Source organism: Nocardia sp. CNS-044 (assembly GCF_059570515.1).
In genome coordinates this window covers 318,603-335,653 of the sequence record NZ_JCANSX010000012.1, presented here as the reverse complement: position 1 = coordinate 335,653, position 17,051 = coordinate 318,603, and the positions used below count along the sequence as shown (strand labels likewise).

Annotated in this window: 15 protein-coding genes; 9 read left to right on the top strand and 6 right to left on the bottom strand. The window is 70.7% G+C overall.

The window, feature by feature from the left end:
• Nucleotides 1-10 precede the first annotated feature (10 nt).
• A complete protein-coding gene (locus T333_RS32050) occupies nt 11-1,021 on the top strand; it encodes an NAD(P)H-dependent glycerol-3-phosphate dehydrogenase (protein ID WP_496426815.1) in 1,011 nt (336 codons plus the stop codon).
• An 87-nt stretch (nt 1,022-1,108) separates the two neighbouring features.
• Nucleotides 1,109-2,200 (top strand): D-alanine--D-alanine ligase family protein, encoded by a 1,092-nt coding sequence (locus T333_RS32045; protein WP_354999266.1) that lies wholly within the window; start codon nt 1,109-1,111, stop codon nt 2,198-2,200.
• Between the two features lie 314 nt (nt 2,201-2,514).
• Here the strand turns inward: T333_RS32045 and T333_RS32040 are convergent, their stop codons facing one another.
• On the bottom strand, nt 2,515-3,288 hold the full coding sequence (locus T333_RS32040; RefSeq protein ID WP_496426814.1) for a DUF3515 domain-containing protein: 774 nt from the start codon (nt 3,286-3,288) through the stop codon (nt 2,515-2,517).
• Between the two features lie 162 nt (nt 3,289-3,450).
• Here T333_RS32040 and T333_RS32035 point away from each other — a divergent pair, with 162 nt between their 5' ends.
• The 4 genes from T333_RS32035 (at nt 3,451) to T333_RS32020 (ending at nt 6,412) form a co-directional block, all read left to right on the top strand.
• Complete coding sequence (locus tag T333_RS32035; protein ID WP_496426854.1) at nt 3,451-4,446, top strand: thiamine-phosphate kinase; 996 nt, start codon at nt 3,451-3,453, stop codon at nt 4,444-4,446.
• An 11-nt stretch (nt 4,447-4,457) separates the two neighbouring features.
• A complete protein-coding gene (locus T333_RS32030; RefSeq protein WP_496426813.1) occupies nt 4,458-5,141 on the top strand; it encodes a uracil-DNA glycosylase in 684 nt (227 codons plus the stop codon).
• 76 nt (nt 5,142-5,217) lie between these two features.
• Nucleotides 5,218-5,472: a hypothetical protein gene (locus T333_RS32025; RefSeq protein ID WP_067781970.1), complete on the top strand. Its 255-nt coding sequence runs from the start codon at nt 5,218-5,220 to the stop codon at nt 5,470-5,472.
• A gap of 58 nt (nt 5,473-5,530) precedes the next feature.
• On the top strand, nt 5,531-6,412 hold the full coding sequence (locus T333_RS32020) for an alpha/beta fold hydrolase (protein WP_357253811.1): 882 nt from the start codon (nt 5,531-5,533) through the stop codon (nt 6,410-6,412).
• Nucleotide 6,413: 1 nt separating this feature from the next.
• Here T333_RS32020 and T333_RS32015 read toward each other — a convergent pair whose 3' ends face one another.
• The 3 genes from T333_RS32015 to rpmB form a co-directional block, all read right to left on the bottom strand.
• Complete coding sequence (locus T333_RS32015; protein ID WP_496426812.1) at nt 6,414-7,202, bottom strand: enoyl-CoA hydratase/isomerase family protein; 789 nt, start codon at nt 7,200-7,202, stop codon at nt 6,414-6,416.
• Between the two features lie 47 nt (nt 7,203-7,249).
• Nucleotides 7,250-7,774: a GNAT family N-acetyltransferase gene (locus tag T333_RS32010; protein WP_496426811.1), complete on the bottom strand. Its 525-nt coding sequence runs from the start codon at nt 7,772-7,774 to the stop codon at nt 7,250-7,252.
• Nucleotides 7,775-7,883: 109 nt separating this feature from the next.
• Nucleotides 7,884-8,075: a 50S ribosomal protein L28 gene (gene rpmB, locus T333_RS32005; RefSeq protein WP_011210730.1), complete on the bottom strand. Its 192-nt coding sequence runs from the start codon at nt 8,073-8,075 to the stop codon at nt 7,884-7,886.
• 304 nt (nt 8,076-8,379) lie between these two features.
• Between rpmB and T333_RS32000 the strand changes: the two genes are divergently transcribed.
• Both T333_RS32000 and recG read left to right on the top strand, forming a co-directional pair.
• Entirely contained in the window at nt 8,380-10,062 is a 1,683-nt protein-coding gene (locus T333_RS32000; protein ID WP_496426810.1) for a DAK2 domain-containing protein, read from the top strand.
• Nucleotides 10,063-10,087: 25 nt separating this feature from the next.
• A complete protein-coding gene (gene recG / locus T333_RS31995) occupies nt 10,088-12,364 on the top strand; it encodes an ATP-dependent DNA helicase RecG (protein ID WP_354999273.1) in 2,277 nt (758 codons plus the stop codon).
• A 144-nt stretch (nt 12,365-12,508) separates the two neighbouring features.
• Here the strand turns inward: recG and T333_RS31990 are convergent, their stop codons facing one another.
• Nucleotides 12,509-13,978, bottom strand: a complete 1,470-nt coding sequence (locus T333_RS31990) for an MFS transporter (RefSeq protein WP_496426809.1) — start codon at nt 13,976-13,978, stop codon at nt 12,509-12,511.
• 183 nt (nt 13,979-14,161) lie between these two features.
• On the opposite strand from T333_RS31990, the gene sigJ reads away from it, so the two are divergent.
• Entirely contained in the window at nt 14,162-15,076 is a 915-nt protein-coding gene (sigJ, locus tag T333_RS31985; RefSeq protein ID WP_354999275.1) for an RNA polymerase sigma factor SigJ, read from the top strand.
• Nucleotides 15,077-15,079: 3 nt separating this feature from the next.
• Here the strand turns inward: sigJ and T333_RS31980 are convergent, their stop codons facing one another.
• Nucleotides 15,080-16,501, bottom strand: coding sequence for a short-chain fatty acyl-CoA regulator family protein (locus T333_RS31980; protein ID WP_354999276.1), 1,422 nt, complete (start codon nt 16,499-16,501; stop codon nt 15,080-15,082).
• Nucleotides 16,502-17,051 lie beyond the last annotated feature (550 nt).

Genomic DNA, 17,051 nt, shown 5'->3' with positions numbered 1-17,051 from the left:
TATTGGGCAGATGACGAGGGCGGCAGTACTTGGTGCGGGATCGTGGGGGACGGCGTTCGCGAAGGTGTTGGCAGACGCCGGAACCGAGGTCACCATCTGGGCGCGCCGGGCCGAGGTGGCCGAGGCTCTCGCCACCGAGCACCGCAACCCGTTCTATCTGCCGGACGTGCAGCTGCCCGCGGTGGCCGCCACCAACGATCCCGAACGGGCGCTCGGGGGGGCGCAGCTCGTTGTTCTGGCCGTGCCGTCCCAGTCCTTGCGGGCGAATCTCGAGACGTGGAAACCCGCGCTGCACACGGCGATCACCGAGCACGACGCGACGCTGCTGAGCCTGGCCAAGGGCATCGAGACCGGCACACTGTTGCGGATGAGCCAGGTCATCGCGGAGGTGACCGGCACGGAGTCCAGCCGCATCGCGGTGCTGTCCGGACCGAACCTGGCCAAGGAGATCGCCGCGGGACAGCCCGCCGCCACCGTGATCGCCTGCTCCGACGCCGCGCGCGCCGAGGCCGTTCAGCAGGCCAGCTACACCGGCTATTTCCGGCCATACACCAACACCGACGTGATCGGCTGCGAGATCGGCGGCGCCTGCAAGAACGTCATCGCGCTGGCTTGCGGCATCGCCTCCGGCATGGGGCTCGGCGACAACTCCATCGCCAGCCTGATCACCCGCGGTCTGGCCGAGATCATCCGGCTCGGCGTCGCGCTCGGCGCCGAACCCGTGACGCTCGCGGGCCTGGCCGGTGTCGGCGACCTGGTCGCCACGTGCACCTCGCCGCTGTCGCGCAACCGGTCCTTCGGGCACGTGCTCGGCGCGGGCGGATCGATGGAGGCGGCGCAGGAGGCCACCCAGGGACAGGTCGCCGAGGGTGTGAAATCGTGCACATCGGTGCGCGCGCTGGCCGCCGCGCACGACGTGGAAATGCCGCTCACCAACGCGGTGCACCAGGTGTGTCACGAGGGCCTCTCGGTGCGCGAAGCCGTCGGCAATCTGCTCGGGCGGCGGGTCAAGCCGGAGTGATCGCCGCAGGGTAACGGTCGCTATGACCACCGCGCGGCGGGCCGGTCCGCGCTCGCGGCGGTGCTCGGTGCGGGTACGGTTCGGTGCATGACGAACCGGATCAGGGTGGCCGTGGTGTTCGGCGGGCGCAGCAGTGAGCACGCCGTCTCGTGTCTGTCGGCCGGTAGTGTGCTGCGCAACCTCGATCCGGAGAAGTACGAGGCCGTGCCGATCGGCATCACCGCCGAGGGCGCCTGGGTGCTCGGCGGAGCCGACGTCGCCGCGCTGCGCCGCAAGGACGACGAACTGCCCGCCGTGGACGCCTCCGGCACCGCACTGACGCTGACCGCGGACCCGCAGCGCGCGGGGTCGCTGGTCGCCCTCGACGATCCTTCCGCCGCCCTGGGCTCGGTCGACGTGGTCTTCCCGATCCTGCACGGCCCGTTCGGCGAGGACGGCACCTTGCAAGGCATGCTCGAGCTCGCGGGCATCCCCTACGTGGGCCCCGGCGTGCTGGCCAGCGCGGCGGGCATGGACAAGGAGTTCACGAAGAAACTGCTCGCGGCCGACGGCCTGCCGATCGGCACGCAGGTCGTGCTGCGTCCCGGTGTCGCGACGCTGTCCGCCGCCGAGCGGGAGCGGCTCGGACTTCCGGTGTTCGTCAAGCCCGCGCGGGCCGGTTCCTCGCTCGGCATCACGAAGGTGGACGACTGGAGCGAGCTGGACACCGCCATCGCGACGGCGCGCGCGCACGATCCGAAGGTGATCGTGGAGTCGGGCATCGTCGGTCGCGAGGTGGAGTGCGGCGTGCTGGAATTCCCGGACGGCCGGATCGAGGCCAGCGTGATCGCCGAGATCCGGATGCCCGACGACGACGCTCCGGAGTTCTACGACTTCGACACCAAGTACCTCGACGACGTCTGCGAGTTCGACGTTCCGGCGAAGCTGGACGACGAGGTGGCCGAGCAGATCAGGGAACTGGCGGTCCGCGCCTTCCGCGCGCTCGACTGCCAGGGTCTGGCCCGCGTGGACTTCTTCGTCACCGACCAGGGGCCGGTGATCAACGAGATCAACACCATGCCGGGGTTCACGGCGATCTCCATGTACCCCCGCATGTGGGAGGCGACCGGGGTCGAGTACGGCGCGCTGGTCTCGACGTTGATCGAGACCGCGCTGGCTCGCGGGACCGGCCTGCGCTGAGCGGTAAGCCTTGGTCCGCTGCGCGTTCGTCGGGATCGCGCGGGCGGGTCGAAGGCGGCTGGCTGCTTCGGCGTGGCTGAGGTCGACCGTTCCGGGCCGGTGCGAGGGCCGTTGACGGCGGCGCGAATTCCGAGCGGGCAGGCGGAACGAGACTGCCCGCTTCGGCGTGGCTGTGGTCGGTTGTCTCGGTGGGTGCGAATGCCGCTGCTATCGGCGGGTATCCGAGCGGCGGGCCGACGCGGCTGGTGCTTCAGCGCAGTCTCGATCGGCGCCGAAGTCCGTGGTCGCGACGGCGCCGATTCCGGGCGTGCGGATCAGTTCGGCAGCGGGCCGGGGTCCAGCGGCTTGGCGGGCAGGTTCGCGGTGATGGTGTCGGAGACCTCTTGCAGCGGGGTCGGTCCCGAACCGTCCGGCACCGTCAGCGCGATGTAGGTCTCGCGGTCGACGGCGAACCAGGTGCTCGCCTTGGCGGCGTCGTCGCGCGCTTCGAACCACTGCACGTCGTTGACGATCTGCAACGGTGAGGCGCGGTGGAATTCCAGCGGCCGGTCCAGGCCGCAGCGCAGCACGATGGCGTCTCCGCCGTCCGGGCGCTGCCAGGCGCGGGTGGCGGGCGGAGCAGGTTCGACCAGGGTCGACTTGGTGAACTCGCCGAGGTCGGCGGGCAACGCGGGCAGCAGCTTGGTGCAGGCCTCGCCGGTAGCGGCGGGCGCGGGCACGGGGCCCAGCACCAGCGGCTCGCGTTCCACCGGCAGGCGGCGGGCGAGGACGGCGGCGACCAAGACGGCGACCACGAGGACGACCGGCAGCGCGACCGCGGTCGCGATCAATGCCGGGGGATAGCGGGATTCGTCGCTTCCGCTCTCGGGTTCCTCGGCGGCGCTGGGCTTTTCCGCCGGTTCGGTCTCACCGCTGGCCCCTGGGGTGCCGTCGGTGTCGGACGTCTCGGCTGTCTTGGACTGCTCGGTGGCGCTGATCTTCTCCGCGGGACCCGAGGCGGCCTCGCCCTTGCCGAGGTCGGTCGGCTTCTCGCCTTCGGTGGGTTCCTGCCCCTTCGCCGAGTCGCTGTCCGACGAGTCCGCCGCCATGCGTACCGGTCCTTCCTCTTCGCGCTCGCTGGAGCCGGTCGGCGCGGGTCGCGCGGGCTGCGTCGCGGCGGGTGCCGCGGACCGGCTCGGTGGTCTCGATTGCCCAGCACAGGGTACCGTCGAGCCGATTCCAGCTGGCACTACCTCGGGAAGGGACCGGTCATCAGCGAGAGCGCGGCGCCGCGGACGGTGCGTGAGCTGGGCGAGTTCGCGCTGATCGAGCGCATCAACGCCCGCAGGGTGCAGGCGCCCGCCGTGCTGCTCGGTCCCGGCGACGACGCGGCGCTGGTGGCCGCGCCCGACGGCCGCTTCGTGGTGACCACCGACATGCTGGTCGAGGGGCGGCACTTCCGGCGCGACTGGTCGAGCCCGCGCGAGATCGGCCGCAAGGCGATCGCGCAGAACGCCGCCGACGTGGTCGCCATGGGCGCGGCGCCGACGGCTTTCGTGGTGGCGCTTGGCTGCCCCGCGGAGACGCCCGTCGACGTCATCGACGAACTGTCCGACGGCATGTGGGCGGAAGCGGCGCGCGCGGGCGGCTCGATCGCGGGCGGCGACCTGGTGCGCAGTCCCGAACTGGTCGTCTCGGTCACCGCGTTCGGCGATCTGCGCGGCCACGCGCCGGTCACCAGAGCCGGTGCGCGCGTGGACGACACGGTGGCGGTGGCCGGTCGGCTGGGTTGGTCGGCCGCGGGGCTCGCCGCGCTCACCGCGGGCGCCGACGCCGAGGAGTTCGCCGAAGCGCTTGCCGCCCACCGGGTCCCGCAACCACCGTACGAGGCGGTGCTCGGATCGGCTTGGCGGGCGGGACACTCGCTCACCGATGTCTCCGACGGACTACTCGCCGATCTCGGCCACATCGCCGAGTCCTCGGGAGTCGGGATCGATCTCGACGCGGCCGCGCTGCGCGACCCCGCCCTCGACGCGCTGGCCCGCCGACTGGATACCGATGCGGCGCAATGGATTCTGGCCGGAGGCGAGGATCACGCCTTCGCCGGAACCTGGCCGTGTGGCGCTGAGCTGCCCGAAGGCTGGCGCGCGATCGGCCGGGTGACGTCCGGGTCCGGGGTCACCGTGGAGGGCGCGCGGCACGAGGGCGGCAACGGTTGGGAATCGTTCCGTGGGGCGGACTCTGCGTCCGGCCCCGACCCACGATAGGTTGTGCGGTCATGGGTGCGAAACCACTGTCGGAAATCATGGCTCCTGGCTGGGCACAGGCCTTGGAACCGGTCGCGGACCGGATCAGGGAGATGGGCGAATTCCTGCGGATCGAGAACGCCGAGGGACGCGGCTACCTGCCCGCGGGCGAGAACGTGCTACGCGCCTTCCAGCGACCGTTCGACAAAGTTCGCGTGCTGATCGTCGGCCAGGATCCGTACCCGACGCCCGGTCACCCCATGGGTTTGAGTTTCTCTGTGGCGCCGGACGTTTCGCCGGTGCCGCGCAGCCTCGCCAATATCTTCGCCGAGCTGCACAAGGACCTCGGCCACCCGACGCCCTCCTGCGGCGATCTGAGCCCGTGGTCGGACCAGGGCGTGCTGCTGCTCAACCGCGTGCTCACCGTCTCGCCGGGCAAGCCCGCCTCGCACCGCGGCAAGGGCTGGGAGGCGGTCACCGAGCAAGCCATTCGCGCGCTCGTCGCGCGGGACGAGCCGCTGGTGGCGATTCTCTGGGGCCGCGACGCCTCGACGCTGAAGCCGCTGCTGAGCGAGGCCGAGGTGCCCTACATCGAGTCCGCGCATCCCTCGCCGCTGTCCGCGTCTCGCGGCTTCTTCGGCTCGCGGCCGTTCTCGCGGGTCAACGAGCTGCTCGACGAACTGGGCGCCGAACCCGTCGACTGGCGCCTGCCCTGATCCTTCTTTCCTCCCGGCCCGCCGGGAACGAGCACCACCCGCATCACCGCACGAAAACCAGATGAGGAGCACTGCAATGCAGCACAACACCGTTCGCGGGGCCCTGCGCGGCACCACCGCCACGCTGGCCATGGCCGCCGCTATCGCGGGCGCGACGTCGGCGGCGACCGCCGCGCCGCTTCCCCTGGAGCCCGCCACGGCGACCAGCGAGACCGCGCCGGTGGCCGAGGAGTTCACCTCGACCGGCTCCTCCACCATCTCCGCGTCGGTGAACGCGAAGGTCGCCTGCCTGTTCCAGCGCACCTTCAGCGCCATGCGCCTGGACTGCTGAGCACCGCGTTCACCGAGGCTCACGACGAGGCGTAGGCGCCCTGTGCGATGCTCAGATCGTGAGTAATGCGAACAATCTTCTCGAGCCCACTCGGCTGCGCTTGCGCGGTTCGGGTGGGCTCGAGCTCGCTGCCGACCAATTCGGCCCGGTCGGCGGCCCGCTCGTCGTCTTCTTGCACGGCGGCGGACAGACCAGGCACTCGTGGAAGCAGACCGGCGCGAAGCTGGCCGCGGCCGGGATGCGGGTGGTCACCCTGGACGCACGCGGCCACGGCGACAGCCAGTGGTCGCCGGACCGCGACTACACGCGCGAGACGATGGTCGCGGACCTGACGCTCGTGCTGGAACAGCTGGACGCCGCGAGCGCACCGGGCGGGGGCGCGGTCGTGGTCGGCGCCAGCATGGGCGGCATCACCGGCTTGCTGACCACGGCGACGCCGGGCGGTGCGTCGATTCGCGCCCTGGTCCTCGTCGACATCGTCACCCGGCCCGAGCCCGAGGGCGTCGCCAGGGTCATCGACTTCCTCAGCAAGCACCGCGACGGCTTCGACACCCTCGACCAGGTCGCCGACGCGGTCGCCGAGTACCTGCCGCACCGGCCGCGGCCGGAGAACACCGACGGCCTGCGGCGCAATCTGCGCCAGCGGGACGGCCGCTGGTACTGGCACTGGGACCCGGACATGCTGCGCGACCGCGTCGAGGATCCGAGCGCGATGGTCGAGCAGATGGAGACGGCGGCCAGCGCCCTGCGCGTCCCGGTGCTGTTGGTGCGCGGCGCGCAGTCCGACGTGGTGAGCGCCGAGGGCGCGGCGGCGTTCCAGGCGCTGGTGCCGCACGCCGAACTCGTCGAGATCGGCGGTGCGGCGCACACCGCGGCCGGTGACGACAACGACTCGTTCACCGACGCGGTCGCGAAGTTCGTGGTGGAGAACCTGAAGTAGGTCAGGCCGGGTTGTCGTAGTCCGGCTTGCGCTTCGCCACGAAAGCGTCCACGCCTTCCCGGCCGGTACGGCTGTTCGCCGCTGCGGCGATGAAATCGCGCTCCAAGTCCAGCTGTTCGCTCAGCGACGCCGAATTCGACTGCGCCAGCAGTGATTTGATGCTGGCATAGGTGGAGCGGGGGCCGCGCGCCAGTTCCTGTGCGAGCGCGAGCGTCTCGGCGCGCACGTCGGCGTCGGCCACGAGGCGGCTGAGGATGCCGAGCCGGACGGCCTCGTCCGCGTCCAGGACGGCGTCGGTGAGCAGGATCTCGGCGGCGCGCCCCGCGCCGACGATGCGCGGCAGCGTCCACGACATGCCGCCGTCGGGGCTCAGGCCGATGCCCGGGTAGGCGGGCCGCAGCTTGGTGGACGGGCCGCCGAGTGCGATGTCGGAGGCGCAGACCAGGCTCATGCCCGCGCCCGCCGCCCAGCCCTGCACCGCGGCGAGCACCGGGACGCGGGTCTCGTCCAGTGCGCGCACGAAGGCGTGCAGATCCGTCGCGAGTCCGTGGATGTGGGCGGCGCGGTCCTCGGCGGCGGCGAAGCCGCGCACGTTGCCGCCCGCGCAGAAGTTCGCGCCCGACCCGGTGAGCACGACCGCGCCGATCTCCGGGCCGAGGTCCGTCAGCGCTGCGGTGCCCGCGTTGATTCCGGCGAAATCCATCGAGGTGCCATTGGCGGCGGTGGCGATCGTGATCTGGAGGACGCCGTCGGTGGTCGTGACGTACTCGGTCTGCGCGGTGGAGGTCATGAGGGAACCCTATCGTTTGCTCGGGCTCGCCTCGACGCTCGTTCCCGCTACCGGGTGGTTTCGGTCGTGCGCGCCGGACGCACCATCCGCACCTGCATGGCGATGGTGAAATCCTCGACCTTGCGCGCGCCCTCCAGCGCGAAACCGTGCTTGCGGTAGAAGGCCTGGGCGCGCGGATTGTCCTCGAACACCCACAGCGAGCACGGCTGGCCGGGGGCCACAACGGTGTCGAGCAACTCGCGCGCCAGACCGGTGCCGTACCAGTCGGCGCGCACGTACAACGCGTTGAGTTCGAGCGGTGCGACCGGCGCCCGGTCCCTGGGCGGGCCCGAACTGGCGAAGCCGACGACGCTGTCGCCGACGACAGCCACGTGCGTGCTGTCGGGATGCGCGCGGCGGACGCGGTCCCACGCTTCGGCGCGCCGGTCCACGTCGAAGGCGTCGAGGACGTGATCGGGGACCAGGCCGCGGTAGGCCTCACGCCAGCAGGCGATATGGCATTCGGCCAGGCCCTGGACGTGTTCGGCGGCGAGCGGCGTGACCCGCCATGCTCGCGTGCTCACCTCTGCCATGCGCTGCCCTCGGATCGGTATCTCGGAACACCTACCGACGACGACGCCCCGGAACACCCTTGTCGGGCGCCGGGGCGTTTGTCTTGATGCTGATCGACCGGGGGCCGAATCAGCCGCGAACCACCTTGCCTGCCTTCAGGCAGGAGGTGCACACGTTCATACGGCGGGTGTTGCCCGGGGCAACCTGCGCGCGCACGGTCTGGATGTTCGGGTTCCAGCGACGGTTGGTGCGCCGGTGCGAGTGCGAGACCGACTTCCCGAAGCCGGGGCCCTTGGCGCAGACGTCGCAGACGGCAGCCATAGTCGCGAACTCCTTCATGTCATGTGGGGACCGCCGCACAATGATGCGGCATGTCCGGAAACAATGTCGTGATGTGCCCTGCCGACTGACGTCGACCAGCGCAGGCCAGCTTCAGGCCGCACGAGCAACCCAGCAAGGGTAGCCAATGCCACGCCGATCCGCCAAACCGGGACCCGGTCGGACGGGCCGTCCCAGCCGTCGAACACCCCGCCAGCATACCGATTCGGTGTCACGCGGCCGCTGTCGGTATCGCCAGCTAACCTGGCGGACGGCGGTGTTGTGCGGGCGGTGCGAAGGGAGCGAGGTGACGGTGCCGGGGCAGCGGGAGGAGATCGACGGCGCGGCGCTGCGGGACTGGAGCCGCCTCTGTCTGGACGGTCTCGAAGAGCGGCGCGCGGAGATCAACGCGCTCAATGTCTTCCCCATCGCCGACGCCGACACCGGAACCAACCTGCTCGCCACCATGCGCGCGGCGGTCCGAGCGGCCGACGCCGCGCCGGACGAAACGAGCGCGAACCGAGTCGCCGCGGCCCTGGCGCGCGGCGCCACCGCGGGCGCGCGAGGGAACAGCGGCATCCTCCTCTCGCAGGTGCTGCGCGGCATCGCCGAAGCGACGACGGACGGACCGCTCACCGCCGAGACCCTGCGTTCCGCCCTGCGCCGCGCCGCCGCGCTGGTCCGCGAATCGCTGAGCGATCCGGTCGAAGGCACGCTGCTCACCGTGCTGGAGTGCGCCGCCGACTGCGCGGTGACCTGCCCGGAGGACACACTCGCCGAGGTCGCCGTCGCGGCCGCCGACGGCGCGGCCAAGGCGCTCGGCGACACCCCGTCCCAGCTCGAGGTGCTGCGGGCGGCCGGTGTGGTGGACGCGGGCGCGCGCGGGTTGGTGGTGCTGCTGGACGCGCTGGTCGCCGTCGCCCTCGGCGAGACTCCGACGAGACCCGACTACCTGCCGGGTGAATTCGCCGCAGTGGCAGGCGTTTCGGACGATGGCACCGAGCTCGACGGCGCGCACTTCGAGGTCATGTACCTGCTGACCGGAACCGACCTGGCGCGCGTCGCCCGACTGCGTGAGCGCCTCGCCGAACTCGGCGATTCGGTAGTGGTGGTGGGTGACGGCAGCGGGAGCTGGTCCGCGCACGTGCACTGCGCCGACGCGGGCGCGGCGGTGGAGGCCGGGCTCGCGGCGGGCGTCGTGCGCGATATCCGCATCGAGAGCTTCGCCATCACGGCCCCGGTCGGCCGCGACCACCTCGAGCCGCAGCGGTCTTCCGGAGAGAGCCGGGCGCGCGTCGGCGAAACCGGCGTAGATCGAGACCGTGCCGAGGGCCCCGCCGATCGCGGTGTGCTCGCCGTCGCCGCGGGATCGGGAGCCGCCGCGCTGTTCGAGGCGGCGGGCGCGGTCGTGCTCGGCGCGCACCCGGTGACCTCGACCGCACTGCTCACCGCGATCCGGCGGATGCCGCACCGCGAGGTGCTCGTGCTTCCGAACGGCGCGCTGCCCGCGCACGAACTGGTCGCCGTCGGTGTCGCCGCGCGCGACGCGCACCGCGACGTGCTGCTGCTGCCGAGCGGTTCCATGGTCCAGGGCCTGGCGGCGCTGGCGGTGCACGATCGCGGCCGGATCGCCGTGGACGACGCGTTCGCGATGTCGGAGGCCGCTGCGGCGACCCGGTGGGGTTCGCTGCGCGCGGCCACCGAGCGCGCGCTGACCATGGTCGGCACCTGCGAGCCGGGCGACGGGCTCGGCTTGGTCGGCCACGACGTGGTGGTGATCGACCGCGACGTGCGCGGCGCGGCGCTGACGCTGCTGGACCGGATGCTCGGCCTCGGCGGCGAATTGGTCACCCTGCTGATGGGCGCGGACGCGCCCGCCGGGCTGGCCGAGGAGTTGAGCGCGCACATCGCCCAAGGTTTTCCCGGCGTCGAGGTCACGGTGTATTCCGGTGGCCAGCAAGGGGATCTGGCGCAGATCGGGGTGGAATGAGAGGCATCAGTACAAGGGTGGAGACATGGCGACACTGAGCGATCGGCTGGACCACATCCTTGGTGCGAAGGCCGCGGATTCGCTGTCCGAGGCCTTCGACATGAACACCGTCGAGGATCTGCTGCGGCACTACCCCTTGCGTTACGCCACCCAGGGCCAGCCGCTCACGGAGGAAGCGCCCGAGGACGGTTCGCACATCACCGTCATCGGCCGGATCACCAAGACCGAGCTCAAACCGATGCGCAACCGGCGCGGATCGCTGCTCAAGGTTCTGCTCGACACCGGGTCGGGACGCCCGGTCGACGTCACGTTCTTCAACGGCGACAAGGTGAAATACGTTGTCAAAGAAGGACTTCGGGCCATGATGTCCGGCACGGTCAGCTACTGGCGGCCCGGCAGCTGGAATCTCAGCCATCCCGGCTACCTGATCCTGCCCGAGACCGAGGACGATTCGGTCGGCACCTTCACCAAGGTGCGCGGCGGCGGCGATCTACGCGGTCTGGCGCAGAGCGCGAAAGGCGCAGGGGGAGTGGACGTCTCGTTCATGGAGCGCGAGTTCATCCCGGTGTACCCGGCCACCGCGAAGGTGCAGAGCTGGGATCTGCTGGCCTGCGTGCGCCAGGTGCTCGAACAGCTCGACCCGATCGACGATCCGCTGCCGGAGGACATTCGCGAGGACCGCGCCCTCATGCCGGTCTCCGACGCGCTGCGGCTGATCCATCTGCCGGAGCGCAAAACCGATATCGACCGCGCCAAGGACCGGCTGCGCTTCGACGAGGCACTCGCGCTGCAACTGGTGCTCGCCGAGCGGCGGCACGAGGTCGCGGGCCGGGTCGCGCGGCCGTGCCCGCCGCGCACCGACGGCATCGCCGCGGCCTTCGACCGGCAGCTGCCCTTCGAGCTCACCGCCGGTCAGCGGCAGGTGGTCGCGGAGATCTCCGCCGATCTCGGCCGCACCCAGCCGATGCACCGGCTGCTACAGGGTGAGGTCGGCTCGGGCAAGACGATCGTCGCGCTGCACGCCATGCTCCAGGTGGTCGACGCCGGTCAGCAGTGCGCGTTGCTAGCGCCGACGGAAGTGCTTGCCGCCCAGCACTATCGGTCGCTGCGCGCGATGCTCGGCGAGCTCGGTACGGCGGGCGAGCTGGGCGCTGCCGAGCAGTCCACCCGGGTGGTGCTGGTGACCGGTTCCATGTCGGCCGCGGCGAAGAAGGCCGCGCTGCTCGAGGCCGTCACCGGTGAGGCGGGCATCGTCATCGGCACGCACGCGCTGATCCAGGACAACGTCGAGTTCTTCGACCTCGGCATGGTGGTGGTCGACGAACAACACCGCTTCGGCGTCGAACAGCGGGACGCGTTGCGCGCCAAGGCGAAAGCGGGGACGAGCCCGCACCTGCTGGTGATGACCGCGACCCCGATTCCGCGCACCATCGCGATGACCACCCTCGGCGATCTGGAGACCTCCACCCTCACCGAGCTGCCCCGCGGCCGCTCGCCCATCACGTCGAAAGTCGTTCCGCGCAAACTACATCCGAACTGGGTGGACCGGGCGTGGGAACGCATTCTCGAAGAGGTGAAAGAGGGCCGCCAAGCCTACGTCGTGTGCTCGCGCATCGGCGACGACGAGGAGAACGGCGGCTCCGGCAAAGGCCGCGGTAAGGCCAAGGCGGCCGAGGAGAAGGAGGCCCCGACCACTCAGGCCGTGGTCGATGTCTTCGACATGCTGCGCGCCGGGCCGATGGCGGGCGTCCGGGTCGGCCTGCTGCACGGCAGGCTGCCCGCGGACGAGAAGGACCAGGTCATGCGCGCCTTCAACGACGCGCAGATCGATGTGCTGGTGTGCACCACGGTCGTCGAGGTCGGCGTCGACGTGCCGAACGCGACGGTGATGGTGATCGTGGACGCCGACCGGTTCGGCGTCAGCCAGCTGCACCAGTTGCGTGGCCGGATCGGTCGCGGCAAGCACCCGGGCCTGTGTCTGCTGATCACCGACGCCGCGCCCGGCGGTTCGGCGATGACCCGGCTGGAAGCGGTGGCCGCGACGACCGACGGTTTCGAGCTCTCCGTGCTCGATCTGCGCCAGCGCCGCGAGGGCGATGTGCTCGGCGCGGCGCAGTCCGGTACGGCGAGTTCGCTCAAGCTGCTGTCCCTGCTCGACGACCTGGAAGTCATCACCACGGCGCAGGATCTGGCCAGGCAACTGGTCGAGGCCGATCCCGGATTGCGCGAGCATCCCGGCTTGGCGAGCATGATGCGCGCCGCCGTCGATGGTGCGCGGCTGGAGTATCTGGCGAAGTCGTGACGCCACCGCGGGACGGCCCCGTCCCGCGAGCACCCGGGCGCGGCTGGCGTGATGCACGCCGCCGTGAGCGACTGGCGTACCTGGCCAAGTCATGACACGACCGAGGGACGGACCTCCCTGGTCCGTCCCTGGCGTTCGATGCTGTTATGCCGCAAAGACTTTCGGCTGGTCCTCGGCTGAGTCGGCGTCGTTCTCACCGCGCGAGTCCGCGGTCCACAGCCCGATGATCGCCCCGGCGACCGCGATCAGTCCGCCGACCAGCAGCGCGCGCTGGAAGCCGTCGGTCATCGCGTCCAGTTGCGGCTCGCCCGCCGCCAACTGCGCGGTGGTGCGGGAGGTGGCGATCGCGGTCAGCACGGCGATGCCGAGCGCGCCGCCGATCTGCTGGGCCGTGTTGAGCAGGGCGGCGGCCAGTCCGGCCTGCTCGCCGGGCACGCCCGCGTTGGCGGCGGTGGTGTTCGCGACGAACACCGCGCCCGCGCCCACCGACATGACCAGCATGCCGGGCAGCAGGTGCGCCAGGTAGGACCCGTCGGTCGGAATGAACGACAGCCACACGATGCCGAGCCCGGTGATCGCCGCGCCGCCCACGATGACCGGCCGGGTGCCCACCCTGGTGAACAGCTTCGCCGAGAGTCCCGCCGCCACACCGATGGTCAGGCTCACCGGCAGGTACGCCACACCGGCCTTGAATTCGCCGTAGCCGAGCACCGACTGCATGTACAGCGTCACGAAGAAGAACATCGCGAGCATGCCCGCCGCGACGATCAGGTGGGTGACGTTCGCCGCGGCCAGACCGCGGATACGGAAGATCGACAGCGGCACCAGCGGATCGGCCGAGCGGTGTTCGTTGACCACGAACGCGATGAGCAGCGCCGCCGCGCCGCCGAGCAGCGCCAGCGTCGTCGCGTCGCCCCAGCCGTGCTCCGGCGCCTTGACCAGGCCGTACACCAGCAGCATCAGGCCGCCGGTGCCCAGCGCGGTGCCGAAAAGGTCGAAGCCACCGCGGATCTCGTTGCGCCGATCGTTGGGAACCAGCGCCGGGATGGCCGCGAGCACCAGCAGGCAGACCGGGGTGTTGACGTAGAACACCCAGCGCCAGCCGGGTCCCTCGGCCAGCACGCCGCCGAGGAAGACGCCCGCCGCCGACGCCAGGCCCGCGGCTCCGCCCCACACGCTCAGCGCCGTCGTGCGGTCGGAGCCCTCGCGGAAGGTCGTGGTGAGGATGGACAGCGCGGCGGGCAGCATCAGCGCCGCGCCGACGCCCTGGGCCAGCCGCGCGCCGATCAGCAGCCCGCTGTCGTCGGCGAGACCGCCGACCGCCGAGGCCACGGCGATGAGCAGCGTGCCCGCCACGAGCACGCGGCGGCGGCCGAGCAGGTCGGCGAGGCGGCCGCCGAGCAGCATCAACCCGCCGTAGGTCAGCAGGTAGCCGCTGGTGACCCATTGCAGCGTCGAGACGTCCATGCCGAGTTCGCGCTGAATGGTCGGCAGCGCGACGTTGACGATCGAGCCGTCGACGAAGTCGAGGAAGGCGACCGTGCACAGCAGCGCCAGCGTGAGCTTGCCGCGACGGGTCGCCAGATACGAGGGTATTTCGGTCGGTGATCGCACTGTCGGGTCCTTCTCTGCGAATCCGGACGGTTTTCGTCCTGTCGCCAACCAAGAGCGGAGGCGCCGAGGGGAGGTGACGTGGCGAGAGTCAGATCACATTCCGCGGCCCCGATGTCACGTTCCGCGCCTCGAAACACTCTCGGGGTACGACAGCCGCGCGAGCTTTCCGGCACAGGAGGAACGATGATCGAGACCATGGACGAACAGGCGACGGACGTCTTCGCCGAGCATCGCGAACTGCTCTTCTCGATCGTGTACAACATGCTGGGCACCGTCACCGACACCGAGGACGTCCTGCAGGACACCTGGCTGGCCTGGGAGTCGCGCCACCGCTCGGACCTCGGCGAGATCACCAGCCCGCGCGCGTACCTGGTGCGGATCGCGGTGAACAACGCGCTCTCGCGCCGGGAGACGCTGGCCCGTCGGCGTGAGACCTACGTCGGGCCCTGGCTGCCCGAGCCGCTGGTCGCCGACACCCCGGAGGTCAGGGACAGCGCGGACGCCGCCGAGATCGCGTTGCGCGGCGAGTCGGTGTCGCTGGCGATGCTCGTCGTCCTGGAGACGCTCACCCCGCTCGAGCGCGCGGTGTTCGTGCTGCACGAGGTGTTCGGCTATCCGCACGCCGAGATCGGCGCGATGCTGGGCAGGGAGACCCCGGCGATCCGCCAGCTCGCGCACCGAGCCAGGGACCACGTGCGCGCCAAGCGTCCGCGCTACCAGGCCGACGCGCGCACCCAGCGGGCGGTGACCGAGCGCTTCCTCGCCGCCCAGCTCAGCGGGGACGTGACGGGTCTGTTGGAACTGCTCGCGCCGGACGTCACGTTCCTGTCCGACGGCGGCGGCCTGCTTCGCGCGGCGCTGCGGCCGGTGCACGGACCGGACAAGGTCGCGCGCCTGCTCACCAGTCCTATGGTGTTGACCTCGGTCCCCGACATGACGATCCGGTACGGGTGGACCAACGGCGAGCCGTCCGCGGTCGTCTATTCCGGCGGTGCGCCTGCGGCCGTCCTGCTGCTGGACGTCGACGCCGACACCGGAAAGGTGCGCACGGTCTACGCGATTCGCAATCCGGAGAAGCTGACCCACCTGCGCGGGTGAGGGTCAGCGCAGCATCCGCGGATAAGGCAGATCGGTGCTGGTGTTCTCCGCCACCGCCAGCGGACTGCCGATCTGCGGGAACGCCCGCTGCGGGCAAGCGGGCCGCTCGCACACCTTGCATCCCGCGCCGATCGGCACCGCGGCGCCGGGGTCGTCCAAGTGCAGCCCGGTCGAATACACCAGGCGGTCGGCGTATTCGATGTCGCAGCCGAGCCCGATGGCGAAATTCTTCGTCGCCGTGCCGAATCCGTGCGGCGCGATGAACGCCGTCCGGGCGATCCACAGGTAGCGCCTGCCGTCCGGCATGGCGGAGATCTGGGTGAGGATGCGGCCCGGGTGGGCGAACGCCTCGTGCACCACCCACAGCGGGCAGCTGCCGCCGACACGAGAGAAGTGGAAAGCCGTGGCGGACTGGCGTTTCGAGATATTGCCCGCGCGGTCGGTGCGGACGAGGAAGAACGGAACCCCGCGCTGGCCCTGCCGTTGCAGCGTACTCAGGCGGTGGCAGATGGTCTCGAAACCGACCTCGAAACGCAGGCTCAGCAGGTCGATGTCGTAGCGCAGTTCCTCGGCAGAGCGCAGGAACCGGCCGTAGGGCAGGATCAGCGCGCCCGCGAAGTAGTTGGCCAGTCCAATTCGGGCCAGCGCGCGGGATTCGCCGGTGAGCGAGGGGGTTTCGCTGAGCACCGCGTCGAGCTCGGGGCCGAAGAGCAGGAAGCCCAGGGTCGTCGCGATCTGGAAGGCGCGCTGCCCGGGGCGCAGCCTGCGGGCCAGGGTCAGCGTGCGGCTCTCGGGGTCGTAGTGGCGCTTCGGGATCGACGGATCGGCGCCGTCGCCGCGCACCAGAACGGTCACCCCTGCTCGTTCCTCGGCGATCCTGGCGAGCTGGCGGTCCAGCGAGCCGATGGTGAGACCGCACTCCTCGAAGAGCTGTTCGGCGAGGTGATCCAGGTGCGGGATGTGGTTGTGGTGGTCGTAGAAGAAGTCGCGGACGTCCTCGTAGGGCATCGGGACGCCGGGCCCGCCGGTGGGCGCGGCCACCCGGGAGGAGAGCAGATCGAGCTGGTCGGTGGCGGCGCGCAACCGTCGGTGCATGGCGACCAGGATGCGGGCCACCTCAGGCTGGCGGGTGGCCAGCTCCTCGACCTCGGTCAGCGGGGCGCTGTCGCCGCCCGCCGCGTCCACGAGCACCTCGTGCAGGTCGGAGACCAGACGGGCGTCGGAGTCGGCGGCGAAGAACTGAACGTCCAGGTCGAAGGTGGAGTTGAGCTTCAACAGCACCGGAATGGTGAGCGGTCGCTGGTCGCGTTCCAGCTGGTTGAGATAACTGGGCGAGAGATCGAGGGATTTCGCCAGTGCCGCCTGCGTCATCCGTCGTTCCTCGCGCAGTCGCCGCAGCCGGGCGCCCGCATACATCTTGCGCACGGGCGAATCCTAGCGGCTTCGTCTTCGCAAACATCGCATAACCGGTACTTCTCGCCCACAGAAATCGGCATTTGCACGGGATTCTTGCTTCGGCGTCCGCTGCGTAGCGTGCGAAGAGAGGCCCTTGGGCCGGTAGCCGTCTGGAACCCGAAGGGTGCATGAAGACCCATATCGTACGCGCTCGCGCCGCCGACGAGGCGTTTCCGCGCGGCGCGCGCCCGTTCCCCGCGCCCACGACATCGAGAAGTTTCGGACGCGGGCCGACGGGGTAGTAGATCGTGCGGAGCAGGACCGTTTCCTCGACGCGGCGCGAGGCACCGCGAAACACGGTGCGGGCGAACTCGATCAGCTGACATTCACCGCGGCGCCCGAGGTCCTCGGCCGGGCACCGGAGGTTCGTGAGGGGATCTTCTGTTGCCCGACCGACTCCGTTCCGGCCCGACGGCCGCCACCGCCACGCCGACAAGTGGTCGGGCTTCCGCGCTGGACTGAACTCCGGTCGCGTCCAGCGCCTGCCCGCCGCGTTCGATCCGGCGGTGGCCACGCTGAT

Bases quoted from the DNA above. Each gene is read 5' to 3' on its own strand.
- sigJ (WP_354999275.1), top strand. From the start codon at position 14,162: ATGATCGAGACCATGGACGAACAGGCGACGGACGTCTTCGCCGAGCAT.
- T333_RS32050 (WP_496426815.1), top strand. From the start codon at position 11: ATGACGAGGGCGGCAGTACTTGGTGCGGGATCGTGGGGGACGGCGTTC.
- T333_RS32025 (WP_067781970.1), top strand. From the start codon at position 5,218: ATGCAGCACAACACCGTTCGCGGGGCCCTGCGCGGCACCACCGCCACG.
- T333_RS32045 (WP_354999266.1), top strand. From the start codon at position 1,109: ATGACGAACCGGATCAGGGTGGCCGTGGTGTTCGGCGGGCGCAGCAGT.
- T333_RS32010 (WP_496426811.1), bottom strand. From the start codon at position 7,774: ATGGCAGAGGTGAGCACGCGAGCATGGCGGGTCACGCCGCTCGCCGCC.
- T333_RS32030 (WP_496426813.1), top strand. From the start codon at position 4,458: ATGGGTGCGAAACCACTGTCGGAAATCATGGCTCCTGGCTGGGCACAG.
- T333_RS32015 (WP_496426812.1), bottom strand. From the start codon at position 7,202: ATGACCTCCACCGCGCAGACCGAGTACGTCACGACCACCGACGGCGTC.
- T333_RS32040 (WP_496426814.1), bottom strand. From the start codon at position 3,288: ATGGCGGCGGACTCGTCGGACAGCGACTCGGCGAAGGGGCAGGAACCC.
- recG (WP_354999273.1), top strand. From the start codon at position 10,088: ATGGCGACACTGAGCGATCGGCTGGACCACATCCTTGGTGCGAAGGCC.
- rpmB (WP_011210730.1), bottom strand. From the start codon at position 8,075: ATGGCTGCCGTCTGCGACGTCTGCGCCAAGGGCCCCGGCTTCGGGAAG.